Raw genomic sequence first — 15,241 nt, 5'->3', positions numbered from 1 at the left:
GTCGTTCAGACGCTTGCGTCCCGCGCTTCGTAGAGCTTGACCGCTTTCTCAATCTCCCGCTTGAGATTATCCTTCAATGAAGCGGTTTCTTCCAAAATCAGGTCTGCCTTCAGGAAATCCAGGACGCGGTATTGCGAAACGGGCGGGCGGATCAGGACCTGCGGCGGATTGCGTTCCAGTTTGGTGCTGATAATCGACTGCATCATCAACTGGCTGGTTCCGAACATAAGCTCGATCGAGTTCGGCAGTTTTCTGGCAGCTTTCGGATCTTCCGGGGGAACAGGCGAGCCCACAACATCGACCGCGATGACGATATCGGCATCCTCCTGCAAAAGATCGAACGGCACCGGGTTGTAAAAACCGCCATCGATCAGAACGCGCCCGTTGCGACGCACCGGTGAAAAGACGGCCGGGATAGCGGACGATGCCGCAATTGCAGAGCGCAGATCGCCGTCCTCCATGACAACAAGACGATTGCCATAGAAATCTATCGCCGTCACTTTCAACGGGATTTGCAAGTCTTCGAACCTGGTCGGAATGGCATCGGGCAGGAAGGCATCGACAATGCGCTCGATGTTGAACTGCGTGAAGCGCAGGCCAAAGCCGCTGGTGCGGGCCTTCCACATGCGGCTGGCGACCTCCCCCTTTTTGGAGAGGACACCGCGGGCGTAAGCTGCGATGTCCTGCCCTGTCATACCGGAGGCCATGCCTGCCGCCATGATCGAGCCTATGGAGGAGCCGGCGAGTCCAACCGGCTTGATACCCAACTCATTCAGCGTATCAATGGCATGCACATGGGCGAGACCGCGCGCCCCTCCCCCGCCCAGCGCCAGGGCGAAACGAGGCCCGCTCGTCTGCGGCTTCGAGGAGAGCGCGGCGTCAGGTGTCATGACTTACCGTTCTCAGGTCCGATCAAGAGGATTGCAGGCTTGGTCGAAAAGAGACGTTTTCCCATGGCGTTGACCTCTTCTCTGGTGATCGAGTTCAGCAATGGTTCAAACCTGGAATCGAAGAAATCGATCCCCAGTTCATCGCGTTGGATGTCTACGAGTGTGGAGGCAATGGCGCTCGACGAGGAAAAGCGGCTGATCGGGATCGACCCCGCAAGATAGGTCTTCGCGCTGGCCAGTTCGGCCTCCGTCACCCCATCTTTGACTGCGCGCCCGATCTCCGCTTCGATGACTTCAAGCGCCTCGCTCGCGCTTTCCGACTTTGTTGCGGTTGTAACGACAGTGCCTGCAAAATGATCGAGAAACTGGCTGCCCATGTTCGCGCCATAGGCCAAGCCGCGTTTCTCTCTCACTTCCACAAAAAGGCGCGAATTCATGTCGCCGCCGAGTATCTGCGTCAGTAGAGCCTGCGTCAGCTCTATTTTTGGATCATCGCTGTTATCGGCCGGATAGGAGAGCATGATACTGGTCTGCGGCAACGGATAGACCTGATGAACAGTCTGATCATACTTGCCCTTCACTTCCGGAACAGGCGTCAATTGGCTCTTTTCCGGAAGATCACCGAACACGCGGTCAAGCAGGCGTTTGGCGCCCTCCTGATCAATCGCCCCGACAATGCCGACATAGAGTTTATCGCGGGCAAACATCTTCTTGTGCGCCTGACGCAGATCGTCGCGCGTGACACGCAGGATCGTCTCCTCGGTCGTCGGGATAGCGTAGGGATGGTCGCCAAAAAAGGCTTCCTGCCATTTGATCTGGGCGAGATATTGCGGATCCCGACTCTGCGCGCGCAGACGTTCTATCGTGAGTCCACGCACGCGCTCGACGGGCACCTCATCAAAGCGTGGTGCGTTCACGGCCTTGGTCAGAAGATCGGTTGCCTCCACTTGCTTCTCGGTAAGGAAACGCATACTGCCCGAAATCGTATCCTGGCCAGCACTGAAGCTTATATCGGCTCCAGCCTTATCGAGCGCCTCGACAAATGCCTCGCGATCGAGATCGCCCGCGCCTTCATCAAGCGTCGAGGTCATCAAAGAAACGAGACCTTCCTTGCCTTTCGGGTCTTGCGCCTGGCCACCATCCATCGAGAAGCGGATGGTCACCATCGGTAACGTGTAATCCTCAACCAGATAGGCCTTCACACCCTTGGAGGATTCAATCTCTACAGGCTTCACCTGCGCATGGGCAGCGAGGGGCGTCAGGAGAAGGGCCGGCAGAACTGCTGCACGGAAGAAACGGGAGACGGTCTCGGATTTCATTGCAAACATCCGCTCGAATTTCGACAGGCTTTTGATATGGATCATCAGTTCTGCGCCTTCTCTTCTGCGGGTTTGGGAAGCAGGTAAGCCGTGACGGACCGGTCGTAATCGAGATATTTCCTGGCGACTGCCTGAACCTGGGCAGCCGTTATCTTCTTTACGCGATCTGTCCAGCCGAAGAAGTCGTCAGCATTGCCGCCGATCGAATAGATCAGCCCCATAGTGTTGGCCATGCCGATCTGGCTGTCACGCGCAAAGACCATGCCGCGCGTGAAGCGCGTCTTGGCTGCTTCAAGCTCCTCCTGCGTAGGGCCGCTTTCGATGATGCGTTCAACTTCCGCCTGAACCTGCTTTTCCATCGCCTCGACGCTTTCCTCCCCGCGCGGCGTCGCGTTGACGGAGAAGGTACCGTAATCAAGGTTGAGGCCGTCATAGCTGGCACCTGCCGAACTTGCAGTCTGATCCTCGACCACGAGCTTCTTCTGCAAGCGGCTCAAGGTTCCGCCACCAAGGATTTCCGCCAGAAGATCGAGCGCCTCAGCCTCGCCATTCTCGGCTTTCAATGCCGCTGGAACGATCCAACTGGTCGAGAAGCTTGGGGTGGTGATACGATCATCGCGCATCGTCACGGTACGGCGGGTGTCCTGCTGCGGCTCACTGGGGCGCAGGCGCGGTCCGATTTCCGGTCCCTTGGCGATCTTGCCATAAGTTTCCTCGGCAAGCTTCAGCACTTCCTGCGGATCGACATCGCCGGCGACGACGAGCGTCGCATTGTTCGGCTCGTAATAGCGATTATAGAATGCAATCGCATCCTCACGGTTGAGCTGCTCGATCTCTTGCATCCATCCGATGATCGGAATGCGATAGGGATGGTTCTGGAACAACGTGGCCGAGACTTCCTCACCCAGCACGGCACTCGGATTATTGTCAACGCGCATACGGCGCTCTTCAAGAATGACGCTGCGTTCTGTGTCCACCACCTCGTCTGAAAGCACAAGATTGCGCATCCGGTCGGCCTCGAATTCCATCATGGTCTTCAGATGCTGCGGCGGCACGATCTGGTAATAGGCCGTATAATCAGTCGAAGTGAAGGCGTTTTCACTCCCACCTGCTGCCGAAACAGTCTGCGAGAACTCGCCAGCCTTGTGATTTGTCGTGCCCTTGAACATGAGATGCTCGAAGAAATGGGCGATTCCGGATTTACCCTTCGGCTCGTCGGCGCTGCCGACCTTGTACCAAAGCATATGCGTGACGAAGGGAATGCGCTTGTCCGGAAGCACGACGATAGTCAGCCCGTTTTCCAGCGTAAAGGTTTCAACTTCCGTGCGCTCTGCGCCTGGTTGGCTTTGCGTGATTTGCGGCTGCGGCGTCTCTTGCGCGTGCGAAATCGTGGTCGGAACGGGGACCAGCAAGACTGCACTCGTCAGCAATATTAGAAATCGAGAAGAAAAAGACTGGGGCTTCAAGCGCATAGAAGAGATAACCTCTGCTTGGAAGTAGAAATGCATCGGCAAGATCACAAGCGTTAACGCCGATGCATTACGAAATTTGAAAACGAAACGGAAAAATCCGCCGGAATCGGAGTCGCACGACAAAAAGGCGCGATTCAGGCAAAGGTAAACAGATGTAACGTTGTGTCACCGTAATTTCGGGTGTCAATACGCGTAAACTTCGCCATCGGCGCAATCTCCGCGCCGGCGATTTCTTCCAGAATGACGAGAGCGCCGACCTTAAGCCAACCACCGGTAGCTGCGCTCATCAGTGCCCGTTCACCCAGCCCTTTATTGTAGGGGGGATCTGCAAAGATGATATCAAAAGGCAGCATGGTGCCGATTTCGCCAAGGCGTGTTGCGTCCCGGCGAAATATTTTGGTTCGCCCCTGAAGACCAAAGGCTTCGACATTGGTACGGATCAAACCGCGCCCTTCCGCCGATTCCTCGATAAACACCCCGGCTGAACACCCGCGCGAAAGAGCCTCCAATCCCAATGCGCCGGTGCCTGCGAACAAGTCCAGGACGCGTCCGCCATCCAGTCTGTCCCTATGGGCGTGCGCGAGGACATTGAACAGTGCCTCGCGCGTACGATCAGTCGTAGGGCGGATGTCGCGCGATTTCGGTGTAGCGAGCTCTCGCCCGCGAAACTCACCGCCGACGATCCGCATCCCTGCCCTTCCGTTCGCCGCCTGGCTTGTCGCCGTCGCGTTTCACGCCATCACGCTTTTCAGATCGGGGCTTATCGCCGAAGCTTTTCTTGTTGCCAGAAGGCTTCTTGTCGCCGAATGGGCGTTCACCGCGAGGACGGTCCCGGAAGCCTTCCGAGCGAGGTTTGTCACCATAAGGCTTGCGCTCGCCCGAGAATTTGCGCTCACCATCGCGCTTCTCAAAGCGCGGCTTGTCGCCATAAGGACGACGCTCGCCGGCATCGCCATCGCGCTTCTCGAAACGTGGCTTATCGCCGTAAGGCTTGCGCTCGCCCGAGAATTTACGCTCACCTTCGCGCTTCTCAAAGCGCGGCTTGTCACCATAAGGACGACGCTCACCGGCATCGCCATCGCGCTTCTCGAAACGTGGCTTATCGCCATAAGGCTTGCGCTCGCCGGCATCGCCTTCGCGCTTCTCGAAACGTGGCTTATCGCCATATGGCTTGCGCTCGCCCGAGAATTTACGCTCACCATCGCGCTTCTCAAACCGCGGCTTGTCACCATAAGGACGACGCTCGCCGGCATCGCCATAAGGCTTGCGCTCGCCCGAGAATTTGCGCTCACCTTCGCGCTTCTCAAAGCGCGGCTTCTCACCATAAGGACGACGCTCTCCGTGAGGCTTCTTATCGCCGAAGGAACGTTCATCTCGCGCGCGATCGCGAAAGCCTTCCGAGCGCTGTTCCTCACGCTTCTTCTCGGCCTTTTCTCCCTGCGGGCGTGCGCCCGGGGCCATCCAGACATTGCCTCGACGTTTCAGCGGATTCTTTTCATCGATCGGCTCTTCGTCGCGACGTCCGGCCTTCTTGCCGAAGTCCTTTTTGCCAAACGGCTTATCGCCAAAGGAACGACCGCCGCGATCATCGCCACGGCGGGTGGAGAGACGCGAAAGCATCTGCTCGCGCACCTCTTCCTTCGACATGCGGCGACGACGGATCAGGCCGCCCTCTTCCTCTTCAGGCAGCGAAGTACGGGCAGGCGTGGGCTGATACTCCTCGCGGGCATGATCGCGAGAGCCGGAGCGCTCCGCTCGGACCGGCTTGTTCGAGAAGGGCTTGTTGATCGCAGCGTCGAAATTGGCGCCGGATTCTTCGATCAAACGCTCCCCAAGCTGATCGCGCAGCGCGCGGCCCTTGACTTCGAGTACCGCACCTTCGTCAAGATCTCCCAATTGAAACGGGCCGAAAGAAATGCGGATCAGACGCGTGACTTCCAGGCCGAGCGCACCAAGCACGTTCTTGACTTCGCGATTCTTGCCCTCACGCAGGCCCAGCGTCAGCCAGGAATTCGTGCCTTGCGTACGCTCCAGCGTGGCGTCGATCGCGCCATAGAACACGCCATCGACGGCAATGCCGTTCTTCAGTTCGACCAGCGCCTTCTCATCGACCTTGCCATGCACACGCACGCGGTAACGGCGCAGCCAGCCGGTGGTCGGCAGTTCGAGCATGCGCGACAACCCGCCATCATTGGTGAGCAGTAGCAGGCCTTCAGTGTTGATATCGAGGCGACCTACCGTCATCAGGCGCGGCAGTTCCGCCGGGAGCACGTCGAAAATGGTTGGGCGACCTTCCGGGTCGCGCGTCGTCGTCACATAACCACCGGGCTTATGGAAGAGGAACAGGCGCGTACGCTCGATCTGCGGGATCGGAGTGCCATCGACAGTGATCTTGTCGTCAGCCTTAACGTTGATGGCCGGGCTTTCGAGCACCTTGCCGTTGACCGCGACGCGACCGGCAGCAATCAGCGCCTCGGCCTCGCGACGGGAGGAAACGCCCGCGCGCGCCAGGCGCTTGGCAATGCGTTCGCCTTCATCGGCTGCCTGTTCAGGTGCCGCTTTTTCTATGTTTTTATTTGGATTGTTTGTCATCTGGCCTTTGCCTTTCAGCCCGGCTAGATAACAGGAAGCGCTATCTCTGGCGAGGGTTAAAACGCGCAGGTTAACGATTGATGCGGTCAAATTTCATGGAAATCGCCTTCGAAGAGGCGAAAAAAGCACAAGAACGTGACGAAGTGCCTATCGGCGCCGTTCTCGTGCTCGACGGCATGGTCATTGCACGGGCCGGAAACCGCACGCGTGAACTTGCCGACCCGACCGCTCACGCCGAAATGCTCGTTATCTCCCAAGCCGCGCGTGAGCTCGGCAGAGAGCGGCTCGACGGTGCTGATCTTTACGTGACGCTGGAACCCTGCACAATGTGCGCCGCTGCCATCTCCTTCGCGCGCCTTCGCCGGCTCTATTTCGCCGCCAGCGATGACAAAGGCGGAGCAGTGACCTCCGGTGTGCGCTTTTTCCATTCCCCAACCTGCCATCACGTACCGGAGGTGTATTCCGGGCTGCGCGAGACAGAGGCACGTAGCTTGCTACGCGACTTCTTTCAGCAAAAGCGTGGATAAATTTCTCCAAGAAGAAATATTTATTCCTTTATCATCAATTCCTTACCGGAAAAATATAAAACCCGGCCAAGAAAAAACGCTCTTTCCGTCCCCACCCTTCGCGCTTGAAGGATAATGCTCCTGTCGCGTCGGAGAGGGCAGGAAGTGCACCCTAGCTTCTGGCGGCGCGATGGATGATGGGTGAAGGCGCCGGCGCGCCTGCGCCCATCATTCAGGCGCATGTGGACGCATGCCAAGTTTTATGAGAGTTCGGGCCACATGCGCTCTACCCTCTCAAGAATGCGGCAGCGTCCGGGGAAGAGTAGAGACCGGCTTCCCCGGACCTGGCGTTTCTCTGTCATCAACCGCGCGGCGACGAGCCGTAGCGGCGTTTCGTGCTGGCCGGGGAAAGAAAAGCGCGGCCGAGAGTGCCCTGGAAAATAATCGGACTTAACGTCCGGGGATAAGATTGCCGAGGCTCCATCCACCGCCGCCCGCTTCCTTCTTGCGGCGACGTTCCTTTGCAGCTTCAGTCTCGCCGAGATCGTCCTGCGGCGCGGTCGCTGCCGCCTGCCGATAGTCGATCGGCGGCTCACTCAAATAGCGGCGCTGATTGGGAGTGCCCTGCTGCTGCGCAGCCAGACGGCGACGAAACTCTTCACTACGCGCCTTCGAATTCGACGGGCCGAACTGGTCCTCGAAGCGCTGCGAACGCGTTGCCTGAGCGCGCGCGACATCGGGAACGATAGGCGAGCGGTAGTTGGGGTTATCCTGATTTGCCGTGGCCTCGTCACGCAGACGTTGACGCCGCTGTTCCGGCGATTCCGGCCATTGCGCTCCGGCAGTCTCGACGACGCTATCCTGTGGAGCCGGAAGATTCTGCGTGTTGGCGGGTTTCACGAGCGCAGGACGCGGCTGGTAGGCGATCGCTTCCTTTTCCTGCGGACGCAACGAGAACATGCTCTGCAAATCATTCGACAGCTGTTCGCCGGCGGAGACGCCAGTGCCATAAGTCGGGCCTGACTGGCAACCGGCAACGAAAAGCGCCGTACCCGCGACCACCACCGCGCCGAGACGGCGACCTACATTCGACATGGAGAGCTTAACGATCGTCACTGAGCAGCCTTTCGCTGAACATACACACATCTGGCTGACCCGCTCAGATAGCCTCGCGACATTAGCGGGACGCTGCCTGTGGATTTCTACCTAGTCGGCAGAGCTTTTAACAAAGCACAAACCAAAGAGCAACGCTCGCCCTCACCTGTCACGCAATGTTGGCGGGATAAGGGCGCAGCTGCAAAACAGCGCCCTCTCCTCTTACAGACGGCCGAGTGCTTTCAACTCGTTCAGCGCCGCGGCATCGCGTGCCGACACATCCGGCCAGGCCGGGTCGGAGCCGACATCATTCGTATAGCGCCAGGAACGTTGGCATTTTACGCCTTTGGCCCGCTCAATGACAACACCTACACCTGCAACTTCATCCATCACGAAGGCTTCGTCCGGCGCCGCGTGAGACATGATGGCGATGTCGCTGGTAATTGCTGTTTCGGCGAGATCGACATCCGCGACCGCTTCGGCAAGAGCGGCGTCTGTGATGAAAACCCGTGGCGCAGCCTCAAGCGAAGAACCGATCGTCTTCTTCGCGCGCTCGATCTCCAATGCACCGGTGACGACGCGGCGAACCTGTCGCACTTTGCGCCACTTTTCAGCCAGCACATCATCGCGCCATTCGACGGGCGTTTCGCGGAACTGCTCCAGATGCACGGATGCTGCCTGCGGATAGCGCTCGCTCCACGCTTCTTCGGTCGTGAAGGGAAGCATCGGCGCGAGCCACGTAACCAGACGATCGAACAGCTGGCGCACGACATAAAGTGCTGCCTGACGACGCTTGCTCGACGGTGCATCGCAGTAGAGCGCATCCTTGCGTATATCGAAATAGAAGGCGGAGAGCTCGACATTTGCAAAGTCGATCAGCGCACGGGCAATGCGCTTGAAATCGAACGCATCATAGGATTCGCGCACCAGCAGATCGAGTTCGGCCAGACGGTGCAGCATCAGGCGCTCCAGCTCCGGCATCTCTGAGAGCACGACGTCGCCGCCCTCATCATGGGCAAGTGTACCGAGCATCCAACGGACTGTGTTGCGCAGCTTGCGATAGGCATCAACATTGGTCTGCAGGATGGTCCTGCCGAGACGCTGATCCTCCCAATAATCGGTGTTCATGACCCAGAGGCGCAGGATATCGGCACCCGAGTCCTTGATCACGTCCTGGGGCGTAACGGTGTTACCGAGCGACTTCGACATTTTGCGGCCTTCTTCATCCATGGTGAAACCATGGGTGATGACGGCGTTGTACGGCGCACGGCCACGCGTGCCGCAAGCCTCGAGCAGCGACGAATGGAACCAGCCGCGATGCTGATCCGAACCTTCCAGATAGACGTCGGCCGGCCATTTCATGTCCGGGCGATCCTCCAGCGTAAAGGTATGGGTCGAGCCCGAATCGAACCAGACGTCGAGAATGTCGCGCACCATGATCCACGGCTCGCCGGCCCTGTCGGCCAGGAAGCGATCGCGCGCGCCATCGGCAAACCAGGCATCGGCACCTTCAAGCTCGAAGGCCTCCAGGATACGCTTGTTGACGGCCTCGTCCCTCAACACATTGCCGTCGGCATCCACGAAAATGCAGATCGGCACGCCCCAGGCGCGCTGGCGCGACAATACCCAATCCGGGCGGTCTGCGATCATGGCACGCAAGCGGTTCTGCCCCGCAGCAGGCACGAAGCGGGTTTCGTCAATGGCCTTGAGCGCACGCGAACGCAACGTGGAGCCGTCTCCAAGTTCCTTGTCCATATGAACGAACCATTGCGGCGTATTGCGGAAGATGACCGGCTTCTTCGAGCGCCAGGAATGCGGATATTGGTGCTTTAGACGACCGCGCGCAAAGAGTGCATCGGCTGCAATCAGCGCCTCGATAACGGCCTTATTGGCGTCGCCCTTCTTGCCGTTGTCGTCGATCACTCGTGCAGCGCCGCCTTCGCGATCCGGACCGAAGCCCGGCGCATCCTTGGTATAGAAGCCTGCATCATCGACCGGAAACGGGATTTCTGTCGGAATGCCACGCTCGCGAAGCAGATTTTGGCTATCCATCCACACGTCAAAATCTTCACGGCCATGGCTTGGAGCCGTGTGGACGAAACCGGTACCAGCGTCGTCGGTCACGTGATCGCCAGCCAGAAGCGGCACGATGAATTCATAGCCACCGCCGAAGCCCTTGAGGGGGTGATCAAGCGTGATTGAAGAGAGGTCGGCGGCGGAAACGTCGCTTAACTTGTTGAATTCGAGCTTGGCCTTCTTGAAGCACTCTTCGGCGAGCGCATCAGCGAAGACTAGCCGTTCTCCTGCTTGCGGCCCAAAATCATTTTCGGCAGCAGTGACTTCGTAAAGACTGTAAGCAACGCGGGGCGAATAGGCGACAGCGCGGTTGCCGGGAATGGTCCAAGGCGTGGTCGTCCAGATAACGAGCGATGCGCCAGCAAGGGCATCCGAGCCGACTACCGGAAACTTCACCCAGATCGCGTCGCTTTCATAGTCGTGATACTCAACTTCTGCTTCCGCCAATGCGGTACGCTCGACCACTGACCACATAACGGGCTTGGAACCGCGATAGAGCTGGCCGGACATGGCGAATTTCAGCAGTTCGCCAGCAATACGCGCCTCGGCGTGAAAGTTCATCGTCGTGTAGGGATTTTCGAAATCGCCAACGATGCCAAGGCGCTTGAACTCCCTCGACTGCTCGCCGATCCAGCCTGCGGCGAATTCGCGACATTCCTTGCGGAACTCGTTGATCGGCACCTGATCCTTGTCCTGGCCCTTGGCGCGGTATTTTTCCTCGATCTTCCACTCGATCGGCAAGCCGTGGCAGTCCCAGCCCGGAACATAGTTGGAATCGAAACCGCGCATCTGGAAGGAGCGCGTGATGACGTCCTTCAGTACCTTGTTTAGCGCATGGCCTATATGGATATTGCCGTTGGCATAGGGAGGACCGTCATGCAGCACGAATTTCTCGCGGCCTTTCGCGGACTCCCGCAGCTTCTTGTAGAGATCCATCTCCTCCCAGCGGGCCACGATTTGCGGCTCCTTCTGGGGCAGGCCAGCACGCATCGGGAAATCGGTCTGCGGCAGGTAAAGGGTCTTGGAATAATCGATCTTATCGGACGTATCGGTCATCGTCATGCCTCGGCGCGAGCATTTGGAATTGCAGCTCGCAGTCTGGAAACTACTGGAAAGATGCGCGTGCGCGACTGGTGCCTGGTAATTGGCAAAACCCGGACCGCCCGGCGACCGTCAGGCCGCCCGGACAGCCGGGCTGATAATTCGTATCGTGGTCTTGAGCAAAAGCTGCGCCATCGTCATGATGGGTGCTTGTAGCGGAGGCGAGCGCCGCTGGAAAGAGTGCGTATTGGTCAAGAACGAAAAAACGTGGCAAACGTGGGCTGATCCCGAAGCATGCAGCGTTAGCCGCTAAAGTTCAGCCTGTGATCGAGCGGACCAATCGGCTGCGCCGCCGCCAGAACAGCACGGGCCTCCACCTCATCCCGACGCATTTGCTCGACCAGGGGGTCGAGCCCGTCGAACTTTACCTCGCCGCGAAGATAGGCGAAGAACGAGACACTGCAAACCTCCCCGTAGAGATCGCCAGAAAAGTCGAATACGAAAGTCTCGAGCAATGGCTCACCATGCGACGTGACAGTGGGCCGACGCCCGAAACTCGCAACGCCGTCATGCAAGCTTCCGTCAGCGCGGCGCAGACGCACCGCATAAATGCCATGGGCAAGCGTGGCGTCATCTGGCAGCGTCATGTTAGCAGTAGGATAGCCGAGGGTACGGCCAAGTTTTTGACCGTGCTGCACAGGCGCCTCCACGATGAAACGATAGCCGAGCAGGCCCGCAGCTTGCGAAATCTCACCAGTGCAGAGGAACTCGCGGACGCGGCTCGACGAAACTCTCTCGCCGCCCTCATCCGAAAAGGCTTCCACCATCGTCACGCCGAAGCCGGCTCCTTCACCTGCCGTCTTCAGGAAATCCGGCGTGCCTTCGCGGTTTCGTCCGAAATGAAAATCAAAACCGGTGACGACGTGGACGACACCCAGCTTGCCCAGAAGAATATTATCAATGAAGCTTTGGGCGGATTGGGTCGCGAATTCACGGCTGAACCGCAATTCAACCAGGCCGGAAAAACCGAGCGCCTGCAAGAGTCGCGCCTTGAGATGCGACGGCGTGAGCTGAAACAGCGGCATTTCGGGACGGAACACCTGGCGCGGATGTGGCGTGAAACTCAGTACGACGGCAGGAACGCCGCGCGCCTTCGCTTCCTCCAACGCGCACTCCAGCACCGCCTGATGACCGCGATGTACACCGTCGAAATTGCCTATGGCCACGACTGCGCCGCGCAATGTTTCAGGCAAAGCAGCGTCCGGGGCGATATGAACAAACTCGACAGGCTGCACAGCTTTGTCCTCACGCCAGACGCGGCATGGTGGCAACCGGCATGTGCCCATGCCTGTTCAGGAACACGGCCATGCGCCCCGCATCCGGCTCAAGCGCGTCGCCATATTCGCCTGCATGAATGCCGCCGGAAATGAACAAGGCGTCCACGCCATTGGCAACCGCACCCTTGATATCGGTGAGAATACCGTCGCCGATAGCCAGCGCATCCTTCGCCGTCACCTCGCGGCCAAGAACCCCGCAGGCAGCTTTCAACGCTGCCTCATAGATCGGATGATGCGGCTTGCCGGCAATGAATGTGCGACCGCCGAGCAGACCATAGTCGCGCGCAAGAGCACCCGCGCACCAGACGAGCTTTTCGCCCTTTTCTACAACAATATCGGGATTGGCGCAGATGAAAGGCAGGTTACGGGCGCGCAGCCGCTGCAAAAGATCTGCGTAGTCTTCCGGCTTTTCACTATCATCATCGACGAAACCGGTACAAACCACGCTGTCGGCTTCGAATTCCTCAACCAGTTCCACATCCAGATCTTCGTAGATGGATTCTTCGCGTTCCGTGCCGATATGAAAAATGCGACGCGGGCCTTCGGCAATCAGCTTACGGGTAACATCCCCCGACGTGACGATGAAATCCCATGCATCGTCCGGCACGCCCAGCCCGCGTATCTGCACCTCGACCGGCTTGTTGGGCCGTGGCGCATTGGTGATAAGAACGACCGCCTTACCCTTCTGGCGCGCGCGCTGAAGGGCTGCACAAGCTTGCGGGAATGCCTCGACGCCATTGTGCAACACCCCCCAGACATCGCATAAAACGACGGAATAATCATCGAGCAACGCATCGAGCGTTTCCACCGTGCGGGGCGCGGCGGCAATGGCTGCGTCGGTCATATCGTCTCCTGGTTATGGGCGTCGCATTTGGCAAAGCACCTAGCGCAAGAGGCGCGGCCTGTCACCACCCTTTCGAGGCTCTTGGGAATCTCGCACAACGCATCTAACCCGGCATCGAACCGATACCCTTTAGTACTTATATAGGCTAATGAGTATTATCGAAATTATTTTGCATTAACTAAGATATCTCCCAAGATAAGTCAAAATTTTAGAATTATTCTCAACGAGATTTTACAATTCTTCTGATAGCCACAGGTGAATTTTACCGAGGTGATCAAATGAAATCTTTTCAAAAGAATACTTCCGGATCGCTAAACATCATATTTGTTCTAATATGCGTTCCACTACTGGCGGCAATTGCTTACGCCATCGATGTTTCAAACATGTTGCGGCAGCGCGAGGAGGTCCAGACGGCACTCGATGCCGCATCGGTCGCATCGGCAAAAGTTGCCCTCTCCATGCGAGCAGACGAACTCGATGACTACGGGCAGCGCATGTTTCAAGCAAATATCCATTCGCTCGCCGCATCAGAAGTAAGTGTAAAAACGGAGCTGAATCCGGCTGGCGCGGCCGGTATCCTTAGAGTGAGCGGCACCTTCAACTACGACCCCTTTCTTCTAGGAGCGCTCTCCAATCTCGTAGGACGAAGCGGCAGCACACCAATAAGCCTCACGAGTGACGTGAAGCTGTCCGGCAAGGTTGAAGTGGCAATGGTGATCGACAACTCCTTTTCGATGATTTTTACAGGCGGAGGAACATCCATCGACCGCATCGAAACCGTTCGCCGAGCCAGCCAGAAGACAGTCACTGCGCTCGCTTTGCAAGAGGATACCAAGGTCGCCCTGGTCCCTTTCGCCAGCACCGTCAATATCGGCAGCCAGAACCGATCTGCGCCCTGGATCGACAGTTCGGGCATTGCCCCGACGCATCACGAAAACTTCGACTGGGCGGGGTCGTTTCCGGGCGATCCCGCGACGTGCGACAAATGTGTCGAGAAAATCGGCAATATCTGGTTCGCGCGTGGCAAGGATTGGGACACCCAGCAAGACAAGCCTCTGACCCGTTTCCAGTTATTTGACGCTGTTAGCGTACCCTGGGGAGGGTGCGTGGAGGCGCGCCCTGCGCCCTACACTGTCGGAATGCAGCCAGCACAAGCTTCGCAAGACGCATCAGGTACCATTATGGGCGATCCCCACTCGCTGTTCGTCCCGATGTTCGCCGTCGATGAAATCGGCTCCGGCGCCGAGACCAACGACTGGTGGAACAAAAACGCGACGTCCGGCACCGACAGGGAGAGGCAGGCAAATGTGGAGAGGTATTTTTCAGGAACGCCCAGTACTATTCCGAACGGGAAAGGCCCGAACTTCGACTGCACGGTGCAATCCGTGATTCCGCTGACCGATGTCTCCGACGCGGCCAATCTGAAAATGATGCAAGACGCAATCAAGAAGATGACACCGGTAGGCGACACAAATGTTGGTGACGCGATTGCATGGGGTCTTCGCATTCTGACGCCGGGAGAACCATTCGATGAGACGGAATCCGGGAGGCTCGCCGTAAGACGCTACATGATCATCCTGACCGACGGCGCCAACACCTACAACGTCAGTTCAAACACAGCTGGAACCGTATCAAGGTACGGCGCCCACGGATACGTGAAGCCATTCGACACGGCGCAACAAAATCGTATCTTCATGGGTACCGGCGTCACACCCGGCACGAGCGAAAAAAGCTTTAGCGACGCCCTGGACAGCAACATGAAAAAGGCCTGCGACGAAGCGAAAAGCGATGGCATCATCCTGATCACCTTGGCTCTCGACCTCGATTCCAACGATGTTGAGGAACATCAGCAGATATCGCTTCTTCAGGAATGTGCTTCGCCGGACGCGTTCAACCGCAGCACTCCGTCGAACGGAACGGCTCCGCTTTCAAACGATCGGCCCGACCCGGAAAAACTTTTCTGGAATATTTCTTCCGACCAACTGGAGGAAGTCCTGGCGCAAATAACTTCCGATTTTAAAAGCATGTATATTTCAAGATAATACTTCGATACCGAAGAAACTCATAGT

General features: G+C 57.8%; 11 protein-coding genes and 1 pseudogene. 3 read left to right on the top strand and 9 right to left on the bottom strand.

All coding sequences use genetic code 11. The features are described from left to right. Positions 1-5 precede the first annotated feature (5 nt). The 5 genes from IE151_RS06195 to IE151_RS06175 all read right to left on the bottom strand — a co-directional run bounded on the left by IE151_RS06195 (position 6) and on the right by IE151_RS06175 (position 6,273). Complete coding sequence (locus IE151_RS06195) at positions 6-890, bottom strand: patatin-like phospholipase family protein (RefSeq protein ID WP_189488944.1); 885 nt, start codon at positions 888-890, stop codon at positions 6-8. Further along, on the bottom strand, positions 887-2,254 hold the full coding sequence (locus tag IE151_RS06190; protein ID WP_189488943.1) for a M16 family metallopeptidase: 1,368 nt from the start codon (positions 2,252-2,254) through the stop codon (positions 887-889). The genes IE151_RS06195 and IE151_RS06190 overlap by 4 nt, the downstream gene beginning before the upstream one ends. Then, the gene (locus IE151_RS06185; RefSeq protein ID WP_244636628.1) at positions 2,254-3,621 is read right to left on the bottom strand and encodes a M16 family metallopeptidase; all 1,368 of its coding nucleotides are present in this window, start codon (positions 3,619-3,621) and stop codon (positions 2,254-2,256) included. The genes IE151_RS06190 and IE151_RS06185 overlap by 1 nt, the downstream gene beginning before the upstream one ends. 194 nt (positions 3,622-3,815) lie before the next feature. Further along, the gene (gene rsmD, locus IE151_RS06180) at positions 3,816-4,370 is read right to left on the bottom strand and encodes a 16S rRNA (guanine(966)-N(2))-methyltransferase RsmD (RefSeq protein ID WP_189488941.1); all 555 of its coding nucleotides are present in this window, start codon (positions 4,368-4,370) and stop codon (positions 3,816-3,818) included. Continuing rightward, positions 4,351-6,273, bottom strand: a complete 1,923-nt coding sequence (locus tag IE151_RS06175; RefSeq protein ID WP_189488940.1) for a pseudouridine synthase — start codon at positions 6,271-6,273, stop codon at positions 4,351-4,353. The genes rsmD and IE151_RS06175 overlap by 20 nt, the downstream gene beginning before the upstream one ends. Positions 6,274-6,368: 95 nt before the next feature. Between IE151_RS06175 and IE151_RS06170 the strand changes: the two genes are divergently transcribed. Then, positions 6,369-6,800: a nucleoside deaminase gene (locus IE151_RS06170; protein WP_189488939.1), complete on the top strand. Its 432-nt coding sequence runs from the start codon at positions 6,369-6,371 to the stop codon at positions 6,798-6,800. 429 nt (positions 6,801-7,229) lie between these two features. On the opposite strand, the gene IE151_RS06165 is transcribed toward IE151_RS06170, so the two are convergent. The 4 genes from IE151_RS06165 to IE151_RS06150 all read right to left on the bottom strand — a co-directional run bounded on the left by IE151_RS06165 (position 7,230) and on the right by IE151_RS06150 (position 13,172). Further along, positions 7,230-7,895 (bottom strand): GPALPP1 family protein, encoded by a 666-nt coding sequence (locus IE151_RS06165; RefSeq protein ID WP_244636627.1) that lies wholly within the window; start codon positions 7,893-7,895, stop codon positions 7,230-7,232. 201 nt (positions 7,896-8,096) lie between these two features. After that, entirely contained in the window at positions 8,097-11,006 is a 2,910-nt protein-coding gene (gene ileS / locus IE151_RS06160; RefSeq protein ID WP_189488938.1) for an isoleucine--tRNA ligase, read from the bottom strand. 287 nt (positions 11,007-11,293) lie between these two features. Continuing rightward, positions 11,294-12,337, bottom strand: a complete 1,044-nt coding sequence (locus IE151_RS06155; protein ID WP_189488936.1) for a bifunctional riboflavin kinase/FAD synthetase — start codon at positions 12,335-12,337, stop codon at positions 11,294-11,296. Continuing rightward, positions 12,297-13,172, bottom strand: a complete 876-nt coding sequence (locus IE151_RS06150; protein WP_382344831.1) for a TIGR01459 family HAD-type hydrolase — start codon at positions 13,170-13,172, stop codon at positions 12,297-12,299. Before IE151_RS06150 ends, IE151_RS06155 begins: the two co-directional genes overlap by 41 nt. Before the next feature lie 278 nt (positions 13,173-13,450). Between IE151_RS06150 and IE151_RS17940 the strand changes: the two are divergent. Then, positions 13,451-13,603: pseudogene (locus IE151_RS17940) on the top strand (TadE/TadG family type IV pilus assembly protein); the annotation flags it as partial. Between the two features lie 27 nt (positions 13,604-13,630). Further along, entirely contained in the window at positions 13,631-15,214 is a 1,584-nt protein-coding gene (locus IE151_RS06145; protein WP_244636625.1) for a vWA domain-containing protein, read from the top strand. Positions 15,215-15,241 lie beyond the last annotated feature (27 nt).

It is taken from the genome of Limoniibacter endophyticus (assembly GCF_014652835.1).
In the GTDB taxonomy this organism is placed as follows: Bacteria; Pseudomonadota; Alphaproteobacteria; order Rhizobiales; family Rhizobiaceae; genus Limoniibacter; species Limoniibacter endophyticus.
This window is presented reverse-complemented; position numbering and strand designations above follow the sequence as displayed.

Excerpts from the sequence above, each read along its gene's own strand:
- IE151_RS06150 (WP_382344831.1), bottom strand. The coding sequence starts at position 13,172 with ATGACCGACGCAGCCATTGCCGCCGCGCCCCGCACGGTGGAAACGCTC.
- IE151_RS06170 (WP_189488939.1), top strand. The coding sequence starts at position 6,369 with ATGGAAATCGCCTTCGAAGAGGCGAAAAAAGCACAAGAACGTGACGAA.
- IE151_RS06155 (WP_189488936.1), bottom strand. The coding sequence starts at position 12,337 with ATGGGCACATGCCGGTTGCCACCATGCCGCGTCTGGCGTGAGGACAAA.
- IE151_RS06190 (WP_189488943.1), bottom strand. The coding sequence starts at position 2,254 with ATGATCCATATCAAAAGCCTGTCGAAATTCGAGCGGATGTTTGCAATG.
- IE151_RS06145 (WP_244636625.1), top strand. The coding sequence starts at position 13,631 with ATGCGAGCAGACGAACTCGATGACTACGGGCAGCGCATGTTTCAAGCA.
- rsmD (WP_189488941.1), bottom strand. The coding sequence starts at position 4,370 with ATGCGGATCGTCGGCGGTGAGTTTCGCGGGCGAGAGCTCGCTACACCG.
- IE151_RS06175 (WP_189488940.1), bottom strand. The coding sequence starts at position 6,273 with ATGACAAACAATCCAAATAAAAACATAGAAAAAGCGGCACCTGAACAG.
- IE151_RS06195 (WP_189488944.1), bottom strand. The coding sequence starts at position 890 with ATGACACCTGACGCCGCGCTCTCCTCGAAGCCGCAGACGAGCGGGCCT.
- ileS (WP_189488938.1), bottom strand. The coding sequence starts at position 11,006 with ATGACCGATACGTCCGATAAGATCGATTATTCCAAGACCCTTTACCTG.